18 protein-coding genes and 1 pseudogene are annotated in these 20,226 nt (G+C 72.8%); 5 read left to right on the forward strand and 14 right to left on the reverse strand.

From position 1 onward, the window contains the following. The 10 genes and pseudogenes from H0487_RS16295 to H0487_RS16340 all read right to left on the reverse strand — a co-directional run. Positions 1-1,006, reverse strand: a 1,006-nt coding sequence (locus tag H0487_RS16295; RefSeq protein WP_183095286.1) for an LpqB family beta-propeller domain-containing protein, incomplete at its 3' end; no start/stop codon positions are given. After that, positions 1,003-2,646 carry an MtrAB system histidine kinase MtrB gene (mtrB, locus tag H0487_RS16300; protein WP_183095287.1) on the reverse strand — a complete coding sequence of 548 codons (1,644 nt, stop codon included), beginning with the start codon at positions 2,644-2,646 and terminating at the stop codon, positions 1,003-1,005. The genes H0487_RS16295 and mtrB, both read right to left, overlap by 4 nt. A gap of 14 nt (positions 2,647-2,660) precedes the next feature. After that, positions 2,661-3,371 (reverse strand): MtrAB system response regulator MtrA, encoded by a 711-nt coding sequence (mtrA, locus tag H0487_RS16305; RefSeq protein ID WP_312855982.1) that lies wholly within the window; start codon positions 3,369-3,371, stop codon positions 2,661-2,663. Positions 3,372-3,427: 56 nt separating this feature from the next. Continuing rightward, positions 3,428-4,789, reverse strand: a pseudogene (ahcY, locus tag H0487_RS16310) (adenosylhomocysteinase); the annotation flags it as partial. 129 nt (positions 4,790-4,918) lie between these two features. Beyond that, positions 4,919-5,929: a DUF808 domain-containing protein gene (locus H0487_RS16315; RefSeq protein ID WP_183095290.1), complete on the reverse strand. Its 1,011-nt coding sequence runs from the start codon at positions 5,927-5,929 to the stop codon at positions 4,919-4,921. Then, complete coding sequence (locus tag H0487_RS16320) at positions 5,926-7,014, reverse strand: acyltransferase family protein (RefSeq protein WP_183095291.1); 1,089 nt, start codon at positions 7,012-7,014, stop codon at positions 5,926-5,928. Before H0487_RS16320 ends, H0487_RS16315 begins: the two co-directional genes overlap by 4 nt. 76 nt (positions 7,015-7,090) lie before the next feature. Next, entirely contained in the window at positions 7,091-8,116 is a 1,026-nt protein-coding gene (locus H0487_RS16325; RefSeq protein WP_183095292.1) for an SIS domain-containing protein, read from the reverse strand. A 17-nt stretch (positions 8,117-8,133) separates the two neighbouring features. Further along, positions 8,134-8,310 (reverse strand): Trm112 family protein, encoded by a 177-nt coding sequence (locus H0487_RS16330; protein ID WP_183095293.1) that lies wholly within the window; start codon positions 8,308-8,310, stop codon positions 8,134-8,136. Beyond that, positions 8,307-9,677, reverse strand: a complete 1,371-nt coding sequence (locus H0487_RS16335) for a phosphomannomutase/phosphoglucomutase (protein ID WP_183095294.1) — start codon at positions 9,675-9,677, stop codon at positions 8,307-8,309. Before H0487_RS16335 ends, H0487_RS16330 begins: the two co-directional genes overlap by 4 nt. A gap of 69 nt (positions 9,678-9,746) precedes the next feature. Further along, positions 9,747-10,103 carry a DUF3499 domain-containing protein gene (locus H0487_RS16340; protein WP_183095295.1) on the reverse strand — a complete coding sequence of 119 codons (357 nt, stop codon included), beginning with the start codon at positions 10,101-10,103 and terminating at the stop codon, positions 9,747-9,749. A gap of 51 nt (positions 10,104-10,154) precedes the next feature. On the opposite strand from H0487_RS16340, the gene H0487_RS16345 reads away from it, so the two are divergent. Continuing rightward, positions 10,155-10,601 (forward strand): metallopeptidase family protein, encoded by a 447-nt coding sequence (locus H0487_RS16345; protein ID WP_312855983.1) that lies wholly within the window; start codon positions 10,155-10,157, stop codon positions 10,599-10,601. 4 nt (positions 10,602-10,605) lie between these two features. Here the strand turns inward: H0487_RS16345 and H0487_RS16350 are convergent, their stop codons facing one another. From H0487_RS16350 to H0487_RS16360, 3 genes are all read right to left on the reverse strand, one after another. Continuing rightward, a complete protein-coding gene (locus tag H0487_RS16350; protein WP_183095296.1) occupies positions 10,606-12,054 on the reverse strand; it encodes a DUF5719 family protein in 1,449 nt (482 codons plus the stop codon). Continuing rightward, positions 12,051-14,921, reverse strand: a complete 2,871-nt coding sequence (locus H0487_RS16355) for a glycosyltransferase family 2 protein (protein ID WP_183095297.1) — start codon at positions 14,919-14,921, stop codon at positions 12,051-12,053. Before H0487_RS16355 ends, H0487_RS16350 begins: the two co-directional genes overlap by 4 nt. 112 nt (positions 14,922-15,033) lie before the next feature. After that, positions 15,034-15,291 (reverse strand): WhiB family transcriptional regulator, encoded by a 258-nt coding sequence (locus H0487_RS16360; protein ID WP_183095298.1) that lies wholly within the window; start codon positions 15,289-15,291, stop codon positions 15,034-15,036. A 235-nt stretch (positions 15,292-15,526) separates the two neighbouring features. Between H0487_RS16360 and cofD the strand changes: the two genes are divergently transcribed. The 3 genes from cofD (at position 15,527) to H0487_RS16375 (ending at position 18,360) form a co-directional block, all read left to right on the forward strand. After that, positions 15,527-16,519 (forward strand): 2-phospho-L-lactate transferase, encoded by a 993-nt coding sequence (gene cofD, locus H0487_RS16365; protein WP_183095299.1) that lies wholly within the window; start codon positions 15,527-15,529, stop codon positions 16,517-16,519. A 64-nt stretch (positions 16,520-16,583) separates the two neighbouring features. After that, complete coding sequence (locus tag H0487_RS16370) at positions 16,584-17,540, forward strand: coenzyme F420-0:L-glutamate ligase (RefSeq protein WP_183095300.1); 957 nt, start codon at positions 16,584-16,586, stop codon at positions 17,538-17,540. A gap of 43 nt (positions 17,541-17,583) precedes the next feature. Next, entirely contained in the window at positions 17,584-18,360 is a 777-nt protein-coding gene (locus H0487_RS16375) for a DUF3105 domain-containing protein (RefSeq protein ID WP_183095301.1), read from the forward strand. Between the two features lie 22 nt (positions 18,361-18,382). Here H0487_RS16375 and H0487_RS16380 read toward each other — a convergent pair whose 3' ends face one another. Beyond that, positions 18,383-19,519 (reverse strand): mannose-1-phosphate guanylyltransferase, encoded by a 1,137-nt coding sequence (locus H0487_RS16380; protein WP_312855984.1) that lies wholly within the window; start codon positions 19,517-19,519, stop codon positions 18,383-18,385. 54 nt (positions 19,520-19,573) lie between these two features. Between H0487_RS16380 and H0487_RS16385 the strand changes: the two genes are divergently transcribed. Then, on the forward strand, positions 19,574-20,226 hold a 653-nt coding region (locus H0487_RS16385), incomplete at its 3' end, for a TIGR03089 family protein (RefSeq protein ID WP_183095302.1).

The following is a 20,226-nucleotide window of genomic DNA, read 5'->3' on the forward strand; positions in this document are numbered from 1 at the left end:
GCCGCCCGACCGGGCCGTCGACCGGGCGCAGCTCGGGGAAGCCGCCGACGACGAGCCGGCCGCGGCGCAGCCCGTAGAGCACACCCGCCGAGCCGGTGTCGGCCGCGTCGAACGCGTCCGCCGCGCCGACGGCGTACAGGCTGCCGGCGCCGGGGAGGACGATCTCCTGCCCGCCGATGGTGACCCGCAGCGCGGTGATGGCCGGGTCCTGGCCGAGGGTCGCCGCGAGCTGCGCCATCATCAGCTCGGTCTCGGCCGGGCTCCGCGGGGCGTCGCCGTGGAGGTCGAGGGTCGCGACCCCGTCGACGACCGGGACCGACAGTCCGACGCTCAGCCGGGGCGGGACGAACGACGTGACGACCCCGTCGAGCCGCGCGGGCGGGCCGGCGACGAGGGCCGTGACCAGGGTCGTCGCGAACGACTCCCCCACGGGGACGAAGACCGGCTCGGGCACGAGGACCTGGGCCGCGCGGTCGAAGTAGAAGAGTGAGGCCTGGCGGTAGCGCTGCTGGAACCACGACGTACGGACGACCAGCGCGTCGAGCGGGTCGAGGATGCGGAACTCGCCCTCCTCGATCGTCATCCGGAACTCCAGCAGGCTGCGGTCGCTCGGCACCGAGTCGCGCCAGCCGCCCGACTCGTCGAGCATCGCCGCGCCACGCATCCGGATGCTGACGGTGCTGCCGTCCTCGCGCGGCGTCGCCAGGTCGGTGTAGATGATCGTCTCGTCGGGTTCCCACTCCTCGGCGGCGTCCTCGGAGAGGTACTCCTTCGCCACGCTCGTCGAGATCGGCCACGCCATCATCGCCTCGAGGAAGCCGTTGACGATCTCGAGCCGGGAGTCCCCCGGCTGGGGCGGGCGCGCGTCGATGGAGGAGGCCCGCTCGTTGTCCTGCTCGGCGCCGGAGTCGGCCGTCACGACCGGGCCGCTGTCGGGCAGGTCGATGCAGCCGGCGAGCAGGGTCGTCGCCAGGATCCCGGCGGCGACCATGGCCGCGCGCCTCATGACGGCACCCCGTGGCTCGGCTCGCGTCCCACCTGGTCGGCCGGCGCGAGCGGCAGCGGGCTGCGGCGCAACGGCGTCCCCGCGTGCCGCGGCAGGGTGAGCCGGAACTGCGCGCCCTCGTCGGGGCGCCCCCACGCCTGGAGCCAGCCGCCGTGCAGGTGGGCGTCCTCCAGCGAGATCGCCAGCCCCAGGCCGGTGCCGCCGCTGCTGCGCGCGCGGGCCGGGTCGGAGCGCCAGAACCGGTTGAAGACCATGGCGGACTCCCCGGGCGCCAGGCCGACGCCGTGGTCGCGGACCGTCACCGCGGTGGCCTGGTCGTCGGCCGCCATCCGTACGACGATCGGGTGGTCGAGGTCGTCGGGGAACGCGTGGTCGATCGCGTTGGCGACCAGGTTGCGCAGGATCCGCTCGACCCGGCGAGCGTCGACCTCGGCGCGTACCGGGCGGTCGGGCTGCTCGACGATCACGAGGACGCCGCGCTGGTCGGCGAGCGGGCGCGCGGCGTCGACGACGCGGTGGGCGACGTCGAGGAGGTTGATGTCCTCGAGGTCGAGGACGGCGGCGCCCGCGTCGAACCGGCTGATCTCCAGCAGGTCGACGAGCAGCGTCTCGAAGCGGTCGAGCTCAGCCTGGAGGAGCTCGGCGGCCCGCTTGGTGGCCGGGTCGAAGTCGCGGCGCGCGTCGTGGAGGACGTCGCCGGCCATCCGCACCGTCGTGAGCGGGGTGCGGAGCTCGTGGGAGACGTCGGAGACGAACCGGCGCTGGACCCAGCTCAGCTCCTCGAGCTGGCGGATCTGGCGCTGGAGGTTGGAGGCCATCTGGTTGAAGGACGTCGCCAGGCGGGCGAGGTCGTCCTCGCCGGTCACCCGCAGCCGCTCCTGGAGGCGGCCCGCGGCGAGCCGCTCCGCGACCCGGCGCGCCATCCGGACCGGCGTGACGACCTGGCGGGTCACCAGCCAGGTGATGCCGGCGACGAGGACGAGCAGCAGGCCCGCGGCGGTGAGCAGGGCCCGGGTCACCAGCCCCAGGGTCTCCTCCTCCTCGGTGAGCGGGAAGAGGAAGTAGATCGTGTAGGTCTGGCCGTCGGCCGGCAGCTGGACCTGGGAGCCGACGACGATGCCGGGCTCGGTCGACACCTCGCCGTCGGGGCCGGTCCGCACGATCTCGGTGTAGGTCCACGCCATCGAGCGGTTGACGCCGTCGAAGTGCGACTCGAGCCGGTCGGGCACGCTGGCGAGCTCCAGCCCGCTCGTGCGGTGGGCGCCGCCGTCGTCCAGGCTCGTCTCCCCGTCCTCGGGGCCGCCGAGGACGACGCCGAAGCCGCGGCTGTCGCCGGCCTCGATGATCGGGTCGATGAGGTCGGAGCGCTGCTGGCTCGCGTTGACCTCGGTGCCGGACGCGGCCGAGAGCCGGTCCCGGGTGTCGGCGACCTCGGCCTCGACCTCGCCGACGACCACCTCCGCGCGGTGGCGGAGCAGACCGTCCCGCGTCTGCTGGAGGAGGAACCAGCCGACCGCGCTGATGACGATCGCCGAGAGGAGCAGGGTGCTGACGACCACCCGGGCCTGGATCGAACGACGCCAGAAGGTCAGCGCCCGCCGGAGCCCGGTGGGGAGAGCGACCCGGCCGACCCGGACCACCTACGGCCTCAGGCTCACGAGGAGCCGGCCTTGTAGCCGACGCCCCGCACGGTCAGCACGATCTCGGGGTGCTCGGGGTCGTGCTCGACCTTGGAGCGCAATCGCTGGACGTGGACGTTGACGAGCCGGGTGTCGGCGGCGTGGTGGTAGCCCCACACCTCCTCGAGCAGCACCTGCCGGGTGAACACCTGCCAGGGCCGGCGGGCGAGGCAGAGCAGCAGGTCGAACTCCAGCGGCGTCAACGGGATCTCGGTGCTGTCGCGGGTCACGCTGTGGCCGGCGACGTCGATGGTGAGGTCCTTGAGGGTGAGCGTCTCGGAGGCGACGGTGTCGGTCCGTCGTACCCGGGCCCGGATCCGCGCGACGAGCTCCTTGGGCTTGAACGGCTTGACGACGTAGTCATCAGCGCCGGACTCCAGCCCGACGACCACGTCGACGGTGTCGCCCTTGGCGGTCAGCATCACGATCGGAACGCCGGACTCGGCCCGGATCTGCTTGCACACGTCGATGCCGTCCCGGCCGGGCAGCATCAGGTCGAGCAGCACCACGTCGGGCCGGTAGTCGCGGAACGCCTCCAGCGCCAGGTCGCCCCGTGGGCAGACCTGGCTGTCGAAGCCCTCCTGCCGCAGCACGATGCCCAGCATCTCCGCGAGCGGGGCGTCGTCGTCGACGGCGAGCACACGCCCCTTCGTCGCGTACGACGACGCGGCCCCCGATGAGTTCACGTTCTCCATGTTATGCGGCATCGATCACGAAGCCCCGCACCCGGTGACGGGTGNAGGGCGTCGAGGTGCAGCCGGGCGACCTCCTCGTCGAGGTGCTTGGGCAGGACGTAGACGCCGACCGGGTAGTCGTCGGTCTTGGTGAAGAGCTCGATCTGCGCCAGCACCTGGTTGGTGAAGGAGTTCGACATGACGAACGACGGGTGGCCGGTCGCGTTGCCGAGGTTGAGCAGACGGCCCTCGGACAGCACGATGATCTTCTTGCCCTGCCCACCATCGGACGCCGGGAAGATCCACTGGTGGACCTGCGGCTTGATCTCGTCCTTGACGATCCCCGGGATCCTGGCCAGGCCGGCCATGTCGATCTCGTTGTCGAAGTGACCGATGTTGCCGACGATGGCCTGGTTCTTCATCCGCTCGAAGTGCTCGACCTTGATGATGTCGAAGTTGCCGGTCGTGGTGATGAAGATGTCGGCGAAGTCGACGACCGACTCGAGGCGCTTGACCTCGTAGCCGTCCATCGCAGCCTGGAGCGCGCAGATCGGGTCGATCTCGGTGACGATGACGCGAGCGCCCTGGCCACGCAGCGACTCCGCGGAGCCCTTGCCCACGTCGCCGTAGCCGCAGACGACCGCGACCTTGCCACCGATCATGACGTCGGTGCCGCGGTTGATGCCGTCGATCAGCGAGTGGCGGCAGCCGTACTTGTTGTCGAACTTCGACTTGGTGACGGAGTCGTTGACGTTGATCGCCGGGAAGAGGAGCGAGCCCTCCTTGAAGCGGTCGTAGAGGCGCAGCACACCGGTGGTGGTCTCCTCGGTCACGCCCAGGATGCTGTTGGCGATGTTGGTCCAGTACGTCCCGTTGTTCTCGAGCGACCGGGCCAGGACACGCAGCACCTCCTTGTACTCCTCGTTGTCGGTCGAGTCCTGACCGGGCACCACGCCGGCCTTCTCGAACTCGACGCCCTTGTGGAGGAGCATGGTGATGTCGCCGCCGTCGTCGAGCAGCATGTTCGGGCCGATCACGTTGCCGGCCTCGTCCTTGAAGTCGAAGACCTTCTCGGCCTCGTCCCAGTACTCGGCGAGCGTCTCGCCCTTCCAGGCGAAGACGGGCGTGCCGGCGGGAGCGTCGACGGTGCCGTTCGGGCCGACGACGACCGCAGCGGCCGCGTGGTCCTGGGTGGAGAAGATGTTGCAGGTGGCCCAGCGAACGTCGGCGCCGAGGGCGGTCAGCGTCTCGATCAGCACACCGGTCTGGATGGTCATGTGCAGCGAGCCCGCGATGCGAGCGCCGGCCAGCGGCTTGGAGTCGCCGTAACGTGCGCGCATCTCCATCAGACCCGGCATCTCGTGCTCGGCGAGCGAGAGTTCCTTGCGGCCGAACTCGGCCAGGCTCAGGTCAGCAACCTTGTAGTCCATGAAAAAAGCTCTTCCTCGATGACTTTCGGAGGCTGTCTCTGCGGCGCATCTGCGCTACGCCGGGATCTCCCGCGCAGGACTGACCCCACCCTACAAGCGGTGGGTGAGCTGAGAGGAATCTCAGCGCAACTAGGGACCGTCCTGGGTCGTCGGCGCCGCGGGCCCGTCCGCCCGTTCGTCCCCGTGCTCCTTCGCGTGCCCCTTGCCGTGCCCGAACGGCAGCACCTGGACGACCGCGAGGACGACCGCACCGACCGCGAGCCCGACCAGGGCCGAGAAGAAGGTGTTCACCGACCAGGCGAGGGTCGGCCCGAGCACGGCCACGTCGACCGCGTGGTGAACGTCCTCCTCGAGGTGGTGGACCCAGTCGTACGGCGCGTGCCACCAGCCGACCTCGGCGATGTTGACCAGCAGGATGTGGCCGCCGACCCACAGCATCGCGACCGTGCCGACCAACGAGATCACCGTGAGCAGCTTCGGCATCGCTGCGACCAGGCCGTGCCCGAGCCGCTGCGCGGCCCCGGACTCGCGCTGGGTCAGGAGCAGGCCGGCATCGTCCATCTTCACGATCAGTGCGACGACGCCGTAGACCGCGATGGTGATGACCACCGCGACGACGAGCAGGATCGCCAGCTGGGACCAGAAGCTCTCGTCGGCGACCTCGTTGAGGGCGATCACCATGATCTCTGCGGACAGGATCAGGTCCGTGCGGACTGCGCCGCTGATCATCTCCTTCTCGGCCTCGGGTCCGACCTCGGCCACAGGGGCGTCGTGGTCGTGGTGGCCGGCGACCAGCCCCCACACCTTGTGGGCTCCCTCGTAGGCGAGGAACGTCCCACCGAGCATCAGGATGATCGGCAGCAGCGACGGCAGCACCGCGTTCAGCAGCAGCGCCACGGGCAGGATCAGGAACAGCTTGTTGCGGATCGAGCCGATCGCGATCCGCTTGACGATCGGGAGCTCCCTGTCGGCCGCGAGCCCGTGCACGTACTGCGGTGTCACCGCGGTGTCGTCGATGACGACTCCCGCCGCCTTGGCGGTCGCGCGCCCGGCGGCCGCTCCCACGTCGTCGACCGACGCCGCAGCCAGTCGGGCGATCGCAGCGACGTCGTCGAGGAGGCCGAAGAGCCCCGCGCTCATCGGGCAAGAACCTGGGTCCGCATGCCCCGAAGGCTACCGGTGTCCTGCGCGACGGCTGTCAGCTCCACTGCCTCCTTCACCTGCTGTTCAGCCCGACCGAACGGGTCGACGAGGACCTGGAGGCGACGCGCGACCGGCGGCGCGGCAAGCACGAGGGCGAGCGCGAGCCCGACGAGGACGGTCGTGGCGGGCGCGACCGCGGGGTTCCGGGTCGCCCACTCGGTGTAGCCGCCGTACTCCAGGCCCCGGACGACGAAGCCGTGGCAGAGATAGACGACGAGGGTCGCGCCGCCCATCCGGGCGAACCAGCCGCCGATCCGCGGCACCAGCGCGAGGAACGCCATGGTGCCCACGAGCCCGACGACCAGCAGCACCAGCCGGGTGACGGCACCGCGCGTGTCCGACGCGCCGAGGTCGGCGTACGGCGTCGCGTAGTACAGCCAGTGGGTCCCGGCCAGGTCGCCGACGCTCGTCGTGAGCAGCCACAGGCCCCCGAACGTCACGACCGCGACCCACCGCAGGCCGGGCGCCCGGAGCAGCTCGAGCCGCTCCTTGGTCGTGTGCACGCCGAGGACGAAGAACGGGATCATCCCGAGCACCCGGGTGAGGTCGAAGAGCTCGGCGTTCTCGCCGTCGACGGTGCCGGACAGCAACGACAGCACGACCGCCGCGAGCAGCGCGGGGACCACCGGCACGGCCCGGAACACGGGGGTCGCGAGCCGCCAGAAGATGAGGGCGGTGAGGAACCAGAGCGGCCAGTGCGGGTCCGTGAAGAGGTCGTTGAGGTGCTCGCCGCCCAGGTAGAGCCGGAACAGCGCCATCAGGCACTCGAAGACGACGTAGGGCACCGCGACCGTCCGGACCAGGTTCCACAGCCGCTCCGGCGAGTAGTCGAACGTCCGGGACAGGTAGCCGGTGACGAAGACGAAGGCCGGCATGTGCCAGGCGTACAGGAAGTCGTAGGCGTCGCCGACCAGTCCCTCCGCGGGGAGGAGCGCCCAGACGTGGCCGATGACGACCAGCGTGACGAGCGCCATCTTGGCGTTGTCGAGCCACGGGTCCCGAGCGATCCGTTGTGAGGACATCTCACGCCCGGTACCCGCAACGGCCGGCGCCACCCGGGGAGGGTGACGACGCTCACGCGCGGACGGGACCCGCCGGCTAGTCCTCCACCAGGCCCAGCCGGAGGTACTCCGCGGCGTAGGTGCCGTTGAGCAGCAGGGAGGCGTACCGCGCGACCTCGCCGTCGGCCTCGGTCGACACCCGCTCGACCCGCACGTCGCGGCTCCGGGCGGCCTCCTCGAGCCGGCCGCGCTGCTCGTTGCTGGCGGGGTCGTCGGCGCCGTCGTCGAGCACGATGAGGACGGGGCGCCGTTCGCCCCCGCTGTCGGCATAGGGGTCGGCGAACACGTTGCGGACCCGGGCCGCCTCGAGGACGGGCAACAGGTGCTCGGCGTCCCCGGCGAGCGCCGTCCGGCCCGACGTGCGGCGGATCGACTCGGCGACCCGGCGCGCGGCGCGAGCCGCGAGGACCGAGCCGCCCCAGACCACCGGGGCGGCGTCGGCGAGGGTGATCGCCAGCATCTTGGCGGGGTTGATCGAGATGTCGCGCTGGGGCGAGGAGGCGATGGCGACCTCGTCGAGGGCCTGGGCGACGGCGGCCGGGTCGCACGAGGGTCCCAGCGCGACCTGGTGGAGGAACGACAGCATCACGACCGCCGTGGCCAGCTGGTCGCTCGTGCTCGTCGGCAGGATCGTCGTCCAGCGACCGGCGGCGTGCTGGGCGACGCTGGACTCGCCGGGGCACGCGACCACGACCTGGCAGCCGCGGCGGGCCGCCTCGGCGGCCGCCGACGCCGTTCCGGTGTCCGAGCCGTCGGGCGCCAGTACGACGACGAGGTCGAGGCTGCCCGCCCAGCCCGGCAGCCCGGCCGAGGGCCAGGCGACGAACGGGACCGGGCACCAGGGCTCGAGGACGGCGCGCAGCAGCCGCGAGTCCGGTCCGGCCGCGATGACCGCGCGGGGTCGGGCGTCGGACGCGCGCGCGACCGCCTCGGCGATCGCGTCGTCGGCTGCGCCGGCCTCACGCCGGACGCGCGCCCCCGACTCCGCGAGGGTGCGCAGTCGCAGGTCCGCGCTGCCGAGCGCGATCTCGTCATCGAGACGGGACTCGTCGAACCAGGTCATCGGGCGCCCTTCGCTGCTCAGCGGGTGGAACGGGCCTCGTCGACGAGGAGGACCGGGATGCCGTCACGAACCGGGTAGGCCAGGCCGCAGCCCTGGCAGACCAGCTCCGGGGTCTCCCCCTCGGACAGCGCGAGCTCGCCGTGGCAGGCCGGGCAGACGATGATCGCCAGCAGGTCCGGCGACACCCCGGTCACCTGCCGCTCCTGATGATCGTCAGCACCTCGTCGCGGATCGCGGCCATGGTCGTGGTGTCCTTCCCCTCGGCGTTGAGCCGGAGCAGCGGCTCGGTGTTGGAGGCGCGCACGTTGAACGCCCAGTCGGCGGAGGTCACGCTGAGGCCGTCGAGGTGGTCGACCTCGACGTCCTCCCGGCCGCCGTACGTCTCCTCGAGCGCGGCGAGGACCGCCTTCTGGTCGGCGACCTCGGAGTTGATCTCCCCGCTCATCGGGTAGCGCTCGTAGGTGGAGAGCAGCTCCGAGAGCGGCTGGTCGGATCCGGCCAGCGCCGCCAGCGCGTGCAGCGCGGCGAGCATGCCGGAGTCGGCCCGCCAGAAGTCGCGGAAGTAGAAGTGGCCGCTGTGCTCGCCGCCGAAGATCGCGTCGGTCTCGGCCATCGTGGCCTTGATGTAGGAGTGCCCGACCCGGGTCCGGACCGGCTTGCCACCCAGCTCGGCGACGATCTCGGGCACGGCGCGGCTGGTGATCAGGTTGTGGATCACCGTGGCGCCCGGCTCCTTGGCGAGCTCGCGCGCGGCGATGAGGGCGGTCAGCGTGGACGGCGAGACGGCCTGACCCCGCTCGTCGACGAGGAAGCAGCGGTCGGCGTCGCCGTCGAACGCGAGGCCGATGTCGGCCTTCTCGGCGAGCACCCGCTGCTGGAGGTCGACGAGGTTGGCCTCGTCGATCGGGTTCGCCTCGTGGTTCGGGAAGGTGCCGTCGAGCTCGTAGTACATGGGGACGACCTCGACCTGGTCGGCGATCCGGTCGAACACCGCGGGCGCCGTGTGACCAGCCATGCCGTTGCCCGCGTCGACGACGACCTTGAGCTTGCGCCCGGCGACGGGTGCGAGCGCCAGCAGGTGCGCCGCGTAGGCCTGGAGCACGTCGTGGCTGCGGATCGAGCCGGTCCGCGGCGACGCCGGCGCCGGACCCTGGAGGACCAGGTCGCGGATCTCGGCGAGCCCGCTCTCGAGACCGACCGGTTGCGCGTGCGATCGGCACATCTTGATGCCGTTGTACTGCGCCGGGTTGTGGCTGGCCGTGAACATCGCGCCCGGAAGGCCGAGGTGGCCGGAGGCGAAGTAGAGCTGGTCGGTCGAGGCGAGCCCGATCATCGTCACGTCGGCCCCTGCGCCGGTGGCGCCGTCGGCGAACGCGCCGGCGAGACCGGGCGAGCTGGGCCGCATGTCGTAGCCGACGACCATCGAGGTCACGCCGAGCACCTGGACGTAGGCCGCTCCGGTGGCCCGGGCGAGGTCCTCGTCGAGCTGGTCAGGGACGGTCCCGCGGACGTCGTAGGCCTTGAAGACCGCGTTGACGTTGTCAGGCGAGATCGTCGACATGAGCGCAACCCTAGGGCACGCTTCCCGCTCCCGAGAGAGGCCCCGACCCGCGGCCCCGCTCGTCCCCCGCTAGTCGGAGGTGAGGACTCGCAGGTGACCGCGGCGCGCGACCTCGCGGCCGGTCTCCTGGGCGGGCGCAGCGACCGGCGGCAGCGGCCGGGCGGCCTCCCGGACGGCGTCGGCGAGCGCGAGCAGGTCGTCCTCGGTCGGGCCGGGGAGCGACTGGTCGAGCGAGAGCCGGAGGACCTCCCAGCCGCGCGGCGCGGAGAGCCGCTCGCTGTGGAAGGCGCAGAGGTCGTAGGCGTGCGGCTCGGCGTAGGTGGCGAGCGGGCCGAGGACGGCGGTCATGTCGGCGTAGACGTAGGTGAGTGTCGCGACCGCGGGGCGGGCGCAGGCGGTGCGCGAACAGCGCCGGGCGAGACTCACGCGGCAGACGGTACCCCGTGCGACCGCGTGTGCCGGATAGGCTCGCGGCTCGTGGAGGAGAGCGGTCCGGTCCGGCGTACGACGCGCGACCGTCGCAGCCGCGGGCTGCGCGGACCTGCCGCGCTGGGCCACCCGTCGCTGGGCCGCCCGCCGCGGCCGCGCACGCGCCGCGAGGCGTTCGACCGGATGGTCCTCGACATCGTCACCAGCATCGACGAGCGCTGGTCGGACCGGCTCGGCCTCGTCGAGTACGCCGTCGAGGACACCCCGCAGCTGCCCGACGACTGGGAGCCCGGATCGGTGCCGCTCGCGTCGCTGGTCCGCGGCACGGGCACCCATCCCAGCCGACTGGTGCTCTTCCGGCGCCCGCTGGAGCACCGCGCGGCCGATCGGATCGACCTCGAGGCGATGGTGCTGACCGTCGTCGTCGAGCAGGTCGCCGAGCTCCTCGGCATCCCGCCGTCCGACGTCGATCCGCGCTACCCCGAGGACGACTGAGCCGCTACCGGGGACGGACGACCGGCACCTCGGCGTCGATCTCCGCCGGCCGGAGCCGCAGCACGCCGAGCCGGTCGCCGGTGAGCACGACGGTGCCGGCGATCGGGGTGTTCTTGGGATCGATGGTCACCAGGACTGCGTCGTCGGGCAGCCTGAGCCGGTGGCCGCGTTCCGCGCCGACCTCCACCAGCTTCTCGTCGAGGAGGACCCGGCCGTCGGCGGCGACGGCGGTCACCCGCACCACGCCGGAGCGGGACGCCCCGGCCAGCACCAGCGCCTTGGGCCCGACCGGCACCACCGCGGTGGTCACCTCGTTCTGGTCGACGGCCGAGGTCGGGGCGATCAGTCCGAGATCGGCACCGAGCACCCGCACCGACGTCACCAGCGGCTGGGCCGAGACCACCTGGAGGCCGAGCGCGCCCTCGGATGCCTCCTTGGTGAGCACGTCGGAGAGCGCCACCTGGCGCACCGTCCCGCCGGGCACCTCGATCTCGTCGAGGCCGGCCGGGGTGAAGGTCGCCTGGTCGGAGACCACCCGGACCGTGGCCCGCACCTCGTCGGTGCCCGGGTTGAAGAGGTGGAGCGTCCCGTCGGCGTCGGAGGGGACGCCGAGCAGGAGGTTGGACGTCGACGGCTCGGCCTGGGCGGGCAGGAAGTCGGTGCGTGGCGTGCCCTGCCCGAGCGGGTCGTAGGTGTGACGGACGGTCGTGACGACCCGGCCGCGGACGACGGTCAGGTGCGCCGCGAGAGTGCCGCGCCGCGGCGTGGCGCGCGCGAGGTCGATCCTCATCACCGTGTGCCCGGGGACCCGGATGCCGCGGAGGTCGTTCTCGATGACCAGCCCCGGGTGGCCGTAGAGCGCGATCTCGACGACGGCCGGGCCGTCGTCGGGATTGACCAGCTCGACGACCGACGCCTGCTTCGCAGCCGCACCGATGCCGACGTACCACTCGTCGAAGGTGGGGGCCCGGCACTCCGCAGCCGCGCGCGCCGCTCCGGTGCGGCCGGCCACCAGGCCCGGCGCTGCCGCCTCCTCGCCGGTGACGAGCACGTCGCCGTCGGTCCGGACGAGGGTCAGGTCACCGGAGCGGACGTCGACCTGGCGGGGCACGCCGAGCTCCTCGGCGCCACCCTCGGCGACCCGGACGGCGACCTCGCCCCCGCGCATGTGCGGCACCCGCGACACGACGACGTCACCGGCCGTGCTGCTCGCCGCCGCCGCACAGACGACCGAGGCGTCGGTCAGGCGGGCGGAGGACGGCGGGGCCTGCGTGTACGACGAGGAGTCCTCGCCGTCGAGCAGGGCGAGCGCTCCGACGACCGCGGTCGGCAGCAGCATCGCGAGGACGACGAGCAGGTCGACCCGGTGCCGACGGACGATCCCGCGCCGGCCCGGCGCCGTCTCGCGGTCGGCACGACGTCCACTCTGGTCCCCCGGCTGGTCCTGGGTCATGCGCTGCTGTCCGTCCTGCTCCGCCGGAGCGTCGGCAGCCCGAGGACCACGACGACCGGGATGGCCAACGCCTGGAGCACGAGCAGCGCGACCCGCGGCCACGACCGCGGTCCGTCGACGGCGTCGGCGTCGGGTTCCTTGATGACCAGCCAGGCGCGGGTCGCGCGGTCCTCGGCACTGGCGCGGACCAGGCCGGCCGTGGCGTCGAGGCGGGTCGCGACCGCGCCGTCGGCGGGGGCCGGCTGGACGACGTACTTGATGCCGCGCGCGGTGAGCTCCTCGACGGCCTCCGGCGACGGGGCGGTGGCAAGGTCGCTGACGAACGCGGTCGCTTCCTCGTCCTCGGCGGTGAGCGCCGCGATCTCGTCCTCGCCGAGGGTGAGCCCGTCCCCCCGCACGACCTCGTAGGTCAGCCCGCGCGCGACCGTGCCCCGGACGACGAGGATGCCGAGCGACGTCGCTTCCTCGGCCTCCTGCGTCATGTAGACGGGGATGCCGCTCTCGGGCTCGGACCGCAGCTCGTCCCCGCCCCACCCGGCGAACCACACCAGGCCCGCGACCGGGACGAGCGCGGCGACGAGCGCGGCGACCACGGTCACGCCGTGGGCGAGCCGGGGCAGCACGACGGGCGACGGCGACCGGTCGGTGAGGGCGAGCCCGCCGAGGAGGGCCGCGGTCACCCACGCCCCGTGGGCGAGGAGCAGGGCCGGGCCGAGACCGCCCTGCTGCGAGGCCGACCCGGCGAGGTCGACGGAGAGCAGGCCCAGCGGGAGCGCGACGACCGCCGCGACTGCTGCCACCAGCCAGCACAGCACCACCCCGATCCGGGTGGCGCGCGGCAGCAGCGCCAGCAGGGCGAGGAGCGGGAGGGCCAGGCCGAGCCACCACGGGGCGCCCAGGTCGCCGAACCGCCCGACGAGCACGTCCAGTCCGTCGGTCGCCGGCGTGGGCCAGCGGCCGACGTCGAGGAACAGCGCGCCCCCCGCGCCCTCGAGGACCGAGGACACCCACCACGGGGCGAGCAGCACCGCGGGGACGGCCAGCGCGGTCACCGGCGGCCCCCACACCGAGCGGTCCTTGACGGCGCTGCGGACCACCAGGGTCGAGGCAGCGACGACGACGGCGCCGAGGACCGCGCACAGCCACCAGGTCACCGGGGCGAACGCCGTGAGCAGCGCGAGCAGCAAGCCGGTGCGCCAGGCCGCTCGCCACCGGCGCCCCGCCTCGGGCTCGGCGAAGCCGAGCGCCGCGTGCGCGAGCCACGGCAGGATCGCCGCGGCGACGACGACGCCCCACCGACCCCCGCCCCAGGCGCCGGCGACCAGCGGGACGAGGGCATAGCTCACGGCGCCCCACAGCAGCAGCCAGCGCGGGGCGCCGTAGCGGCTGACGAGGCGGCCGACGACCCGCAGGAAGCGCCAGGCGCCCCAGAGCGCGATCGGGGCGGCCGCGACCAGCAGGAAGGACAGCGCGTTGACGGTGCCGAGGATGCTCGCGAGCAGCGCGAGCGGGAGGACGTACGGCGGCGCGGGCACCGCCGTGCCGAAGTCGAGCGGGTGCCAGCTCTCGTAGTGGAGGCCCCACCAGTCACCGGCGGCAGCAGGCACCGGGGAGAGCGCTCCCCCGCTGACCGCCCCGAAGGCGTCGCGCGCCCCGATGACGAACGCGAGGGCCGTGACGGCGAGGGCGACCGCGATCGGGTCGGTCAGGAAGCGGGCGACGAGTCCGGTGTCCTCGAAGTCCTCGTCGTCGTCGGTCTTGTGCCGGGCGACGGGCGGCGACGGGTCCCGCTCGGCAGCCGCCGCGCGGCGGCGCTCGGCGACGTCGGCCGCCTGGTTGCTCGCGGCGGCGACCAGGTCGCTCACGAGGTCGAGGCCGTGGCGGTAGGGCAGCCACCAGGGCGCGAGCATCCGGCGGACGCGGTCGTCGTCGGGTGGCGCTACCTGGCGCGCCCGACGCTCCTTGCGCGCCGCGAGCAGGGGTCCCGGCCGGCTGTAGACCGAGACGACCGCGGCCAGCTCGTCGAGCGCCTCGCCGACCGAACGGACGACGAGGAAGCCGAGCATCCGCAGCACCGAGCCCAGCGCGAGCCGCGCGGCCTGGAACGGCAGGGCCCACCGCCGCGAGTTGGCGAGCAGGGTGAAGAGCGCCGCGCGGCGCTCCTGGTAGTGCGTGTGGCGTCCGGTCAGCGGGGTCCTGCGGATCCCGCGGTGAGCGGCCTCGGCGTGGAACACGACCGCCCGGGGCACGACGATCGTGGTGTGCCCGGCCGCCGCGGCCCGCCAGCCGAGGTCCAGGTCGTTGCCGAACATCGGCAGGTGCTCGTCGAACCCGCCGAGGGCCTCCAGCGTGGCCCGGCGCACCAGCAACCCGGCGCTGTTGACCGCGAGGACGTCGCGGATCTGGTCGTGCTGCCCCTGGTCGTACTCGCCGCGCTCGAGCCCGGTCTCCCGGCGGCCGGTGCCGCTGATGGTGATACCGACCTCGAGCAGCCGCCGCAGCGAGGGCCACTCGCGGAGCTTGGGGCCGAGGAAGTCGGCGTCGGGTCGTACGAAGGTCGCCGCGAGCAGCTCGGCCAACGCGTCCGGGGCCGGGTTGCTGTCGTCGTGGAGGAGCCAGATCCACTCGGGGTCGAGGCCCTGCTCGGGGAGCGCAGCGAGGGCCACGGCAACGGCCCGAGGGAAGGACGTCCGGCCGGTCTCGCGCAGGACCGTCGCGGTGCCCAGCGCGGCCTCGACGAGATCCGCGCTGCCGTCCTTGCTGCCCGTGTCCACCGCGACCACCCCGACGATGGGCGCGGTCTGGGCCTTGATGCCGTCGAGCACCGCCGGCAGCCACGACGCGCCGTCGTGGCTCACGAGAACCACGGCGACGTCCGACACAAGGGGCCACACTACCGACGGACCGGAACCCGTACGCCGCCAGGCAACCGCACGTCAGACGGACGTCGACTGCGGCGCGGCAGCGCAGACTCGAAGGTCAGACCGCGCGCTTCTTGAGCTTGCGGCGCTCCCGCTCCGACAGACCGCCCCAGATACCGAAGCGCTCGTCGTTCATCAGTGCTGCCTCGAGGCACTCCACCCGGACTTCGCACGTCGTGCAGACCTTCTTGGCCTCGCGCGTCGAGCCGCCCTTCTCCGGGAAAAATGCCTCAGGATCGGTCTGAGCGCACAGCGCGCGCTCCTGCCAACCCAGGTCCTCGGTGTCCACATCCTCGACCAGGAAGAGTTCTCTCACCGTTCCGCCCCTTTCGACCCCCGTTTGTCGCCGCTCACGACACCTGCCCCGGCGCTCCATGATCGGCAACCCGATCCGACTTCTGCGCCTTCTGCATCGTGAACGACACTGGTGGAATTACATGCATGTCATACCCCGGTAGTCAAGCCCGAATCTGCTATACGCAGCTCGTTATCACGACCGGTCCCCCGCCCCCGCAGCCGGTCGGAGCGCCGGACCGGGCAGAGTTGGCCCCATGAAGAAGCTGACGGTGCTCTCGGGCGGCATGGGTGGCGCCAAGTTCCTCCAGGGCCTCCTGCACGGGATCACGACCGGTGCGATCCCCGGCGTGGACGCCGACGCCGAGGTCACCGTGGTCGCCAACACCGCCGACGACTGGTGGATCCACGGGCTCAAGGTCTGCCCCGACCTGGACACCGTGATGTACACCCTCGGCGACGGCATCGACCCCGAACGCGGGTGGGGTCGCCGCGAGGAGACGTGGAGCGCCAAGGAGGAGCTCGCGGCGTACGGCGTCGAGCCCACCTGGTTCGGGCTGGGCGACCGGGACATCGCGACGCACCTCGTCCGCACCCAGCTCCTCGACGCCGGCTACCCGCTCTCGAAGGTCACCGAGGCGCTGTGCAAGCGCTGGCTCGACCCGGCCTGGGGCTCCCGGGTGCGGCTGCTGCCGATGACCGACGACCGGGTCGAGACCCACGTCGCCGTGCCCGACGCCGACTCGCCGAGCGGCCGCCGGGTGGTCCACTTCCAGGAGTACTGGGTGCGGCTGCGCGCCGCGGTCGCGGCGGAGGCGATCGTGGTCGTCGGGCTCGACGACTCGGCCCCCGGCCCCGACGTCCTCGACGCGATCAACGGCGCCGACCTGGTCGTCCTGCCGCCGTCCAACCCGGTCGTGTCGGTCGGCACCATCCTCGGCGTGCCCGGCGTCCGCGACGCCCTCCGCACGACGCCCGCACCCGTCGTCGGCCTGTCCCCCATCGTCGGCGGCAGCCACGTCCGCGGCATGGCCGAGCAGCTCCTCACGTCGATCGGCGTCGAGGTGAGCGCCGGCGGCGTCGGTCGCCACTACGGCGCGCGCTCCCGGGGCGGCGTCCTCGACGGCTGGCTCGTCGACGAGCGCGACGCCGGCGAGGTGGCCGGGCTCGAGCAGGCAGGACTGCGCAGCATCGCCGTCCCGCTGATGATGACCGACCACGACGCGACCGCCGCGATGGCGGCCNGCTGATGATGACCGACCACGACGCGACCGCCGCGATGGCGGCCGCCGCGGTGGCCCTGGTCGCAGGCTGATGCCCGCGCTGTCCGTGACCGCACCCGACGGGGTGCCGGAGGTGCACACGGGCGACGACCTCGCCGACCTGCTGCTCCCCCACGTCGAGCTCGCGGACGGCGACGTCGTCGTGGTGACGAGCAAGGTCGTCAGCAAGGCGGAGGGCCGCGTCGTCACCGGCGACCGGGAGGACTGGATCACCGCCGAGTCGACACGACTGGTCGCGCGCCGTGGCCCCACCCGTATCGTGCGCAACCGGCTCGGCCTGACGATGGCCGCCGCCGGGGTCGACGCGTCCAACGTCGCCGTCGGGACCGTCGTCCTGCTGCCGGAGGACCCGGACGGCTCCGCCGCGCGGCTGCGGGCCGCGATCGCCGCGCGCACCGGCCACAACGTCGGGGTGATCGTCACCGACACCGCCGGCCGCGCCTGGCGGGAGGGCCAGACCGACATCGCCGTCGGCGCCGCCGGGCTGGTGGTGCTCGAGTCCTTCGAGGGACGCGTCGACGCCCACGGCAACGAGCTGGCGGTGACCGCACCCGCGGTAGCCGACGAGATCGCCTCCGTCGCCGAGCTCGCCCAGGGCAAGCTCGGCGGCCGCCCGTTCGCCGTGGTGCGGGGTCGTTCCGACCTGGTGCTGCCGCCCGACGACGACGGGCCGGGCGCTGGCGCCCTCGTCCGGGCCGAGGGTGCCGACCTGTTCGGGTATGGCGCGCGCGAAGCGGTCGTCCGCGCCCTCGTCGGCGACCCTGCCGACGCGGCGCCGTTCGGCGCGCCGGTGTCGGCCGAGGAGCTCGTCGGGCTGCTCGCCGTGCTCGGCGTGACGGCCGAGGTGTCCGCCGCCGAGGACCCGCCCGAGGTGCGCTGCCGCACCGATCGGACCGTGGCCGTCGAGGTGCTCGCGTTCGCCCACGGGTGGAGCGTCGAACGACTGGCGGGTGACACCGATCACCGGTTGCACCCGGCGAGTACGTAGACTCACCGCGACCCGCCCCACGACACCCGAGGTAAGCCGCACCGTGGCCAAGACCACCAAGACCGAGAAGTCGGAGCGCCAGAAGGTCATCGACGACATCCGGCGCAAGCAGAAGCGCGTCGAGAACCGTCAGGGCGCGCTCATCCTCGGCATCTGCATCGCCGTCGCTCTCGCCATCGTGGGGCTCGCCGCCTACAACCCTGTCCGGACCTGGTTCGAGCAGAAGAAGTACGACGACGAGGCGCTGGCCGACATCGGCGGCCCCGCCTCGGTCTGCGGCAAGGTCACGACCAAGGACGCCGGCCAGAGCGGCGACCACCGCCCGACCGGCGAGCAGGTCACCTACGACGACGCGCCGCCGGCCTTCGGCGCGCACTGGAACGAGGGCGGCGTCGCCCCGGTGTCGATCGAGGAGCGCTTCTACAACGAGGACTCCCGCCCCGAGCTCGAGGCGCTCGTCCACAACCTCGAGCACGGCTTCACGATCCTCTGGTACGACGAGACCGCCGCCGACGACTCGGCGATGCTCGGCGAGATCCGCGCGATGGCGAAGAAGCTGAGCGTCAGCGACACCAACAACCGGCTGTCGTTCATCGCCGCGCCCTGGACCAGCGACGACGGCAAGGACTTCCCCGAGGGCCAGCACGTCGCGCTGACCCACTGGGCGGCCGACCAGGAGGCCGGCACCTCCGAGGGCGTGTGGCAGTACTGCTCCGAGCCCAGCGGTGAGGCGCTCGAGCAGTTCATGGAGGACTACCCGTACTACAACGCACCGGAGCCGATCGGCGGCTACGCGGGCGAGCGCGGCGGCGGTTCCTGACCTCCGGTCGCGCCCGCCGGGCTCAGGTGAGCTCGGTGCGGCCCTGGTCCTTGAGCTCGGCGACGATCGCCTTGACCTCCTGGGCGCGCTCCCGCGACGCGACGAGCAGGCCGTCGGGCGTGTCGACGACGATCACGTCGTCGAGCCCGATCACGGCGATGACACGTCCGGCAGCGGGCACCACCAGCCCGGTCGACTGCTGGGAGAGCACGAGGTCGTCGTCGCCGAGGACGGTGATCTTGCCCTCGTCGCCCAGCATCGCGGCCAGCGAGTCGAAGTCGCCGACGTCGTCCCACCCGAAGCTGCCGGGGACGGTCGCGACCCGCCCGGCCGACGCGGCCGGCTCGGCGACCGCGTGGTCGATGGCGATCTTGGGGAGCGTCGGCCACAGGTGGTCGAGGCGGTCAGGATCGGCGGCGATCTCCCGCAGGCAGGCGGCGAAAGCCGGGCTCTCGGTCGCGAGCAACTCGAGGAGGACACGCGGCCGGACGACGAACATGCCGGCGTTCCAGCGGTACTCCCCGGTCGCCAGGTAGTCCTCGGCGACGCTCACCGACGGCTTCTCGACGAAGGCGGCGACCACCCGCGCCCGTTCGTGCCCGGCGAGGGCCTCGCCCTGCCGGACGTAGCCGAACGCCGAGCTGGGGAACGTCGGCTGGATGCCGATGGTGACCAGCCAGTCCTCGCGGGCGGCGGCCACGGCCTCGACCACCGTGCGGTGGAAGGCGCTCGGGTCGGTGATGACGTGGTCGGCGGCGAAGGACCCCATCACGATGTCCTCGCCGGTCTCGTCGGCGCGGCGCTCGAGCACCGCGGCGGCGAGGCCGATCGCGGCCATCGAGTCGCGGGGCGTCGGCTCGGCGAGCACGGCGTCGGCAGCGAGGTCCGGCAGCTGGGCGCGCACCGCGTCGGCGTGCACCCGCCCGGTCACGACGAGGAACCGGTCCTCGACCAGCGGGGCGAGCCGGTCGTGGGTCTGCTCGAGCAGCGTGCGGCCATGACCGGTGAGGTCGTGGAGGAACTTCGGCGAGGACGAGCGGGACAGCGGCCACAGCCGGGTGCCGGCACCGCCGGCAGGCACCACCGCCCAGAACCCGGGGACGGTGGGATCCGCGACGTCACGGCCCTCACGATCAGCGTCGATGGCGCCGTCAACCACGTCGGACTCCCAGGTGCTCGCTGCTCTCGGACCGGGTCACCCTATCCTCGCGACGTGACCACGTTCGCTGCGGTACTGGGAGATCGGCTTCGCCACGAACCGGGGCGTCCGGTCGTCACGTTCTACGACGAGGAGACCGGCGAGCGCGTCGAGCTGTCGGTGACGACGTACGCCAACTGGGTGGCCAAGGCGGCCTCGCTGCTCGTCGACGAGCTCGACCTGGAGCGGGGCGCCACCCTGCGCCTCGACCTGCCGCCGCACTGGCTGGCCCCCGTGTTCCTCGGCGCCGCGTGGACCGCTGGGCTGGTCGTGACCGACAGCGACGAGCCCGACGCCGTGGTGTGCGGGCCCGACCTCCTCGACCGCTGGGCGCCCGAGGCCGGCGAGCGGGTCGTGCTCGCGTGCTCGCTGCTGCCGCTCGGGGTCCGCTTCGCGAGTCCCGTCCCGGCCGGCGTCCACGACGTCGGCGTCGAGATCTGGTCACAGCCCGACGCGTTCGCGCCGTGGGACCCGCCGTCGGCCGAGGATCCTGCGACCGACCTCGACGGCACCACCACCTCCCAGGGGGAGATGTGGGAGGCGGCCACCTCCGGGACCCTCGTCACCGGCGGCGGCCGCCTCCTGGTGGCCGCGAGCCCGGCTTCCCCACCAGGTCTCGCGGCCTTCACGGAACCGCTCGCGAAGGGCGGTTCCGTCGTCCTGGTCAC

The sequence above is a fragment of the Nocardioides stalactiti genome, from assembly GCF_014180715.1.
Taxonomy (GTDB): Bacteria; Actinomycetota; Actinomycetes; order Propionibacteriales; family Nocardioidaceae; genus Nocardioides; species Nocardioides stalactiti.

What these genes read in the sequence shown, in the direction of transcription:
- H0487_RS16315 (WP_183095290.1), bottom strand. Translation starts at nt 5,929, where the DNA reads ATGAGCGCGGGGCTCTTCGGCCTCCTCGACGACGTCGCTGCGATCGCC.
- H0487_RS16320 (WP_183095291.1), bottom strand. Translation starts at nt 7,014, where the DNA reads ATGTCCTCACAACGGATCGCTCGGGACCCGTGGCTCGACAACGCCAAG.
- H0487_RS16325 (WP_183095292.1), bottom strand. Translation starts at nt 8,116, where the DNA reads ATGACCTGGTTCGACGAGTCCCGTCTCGATGACGAGATCGCGCTCGGC.
- H0487_RS16335 (WP_183095294.1), bottom strand. Translation starts at nt 9,677, where the DNA reads ATGTCGACGATCTCGCCTGACAACGTCAACGCGGTCTTCAAGGCCTAC.
- H0487_RS16350 (WP_183095296.1), bottom strand. Translation starts at nt 12,054, where the DNA reads ATGACCCAGGACCAGCCGGGGGACCAGAGTGGACGTCGTGCCGACCGC.
- H0487_RS16370 (WP_183095300.1), top strand. Translation starts at nt 16,584, where the DNA reads ATGCCCGCGCTGTCCGTGACCGCACCCGACGGGGTGCCGGAGGTGCAC.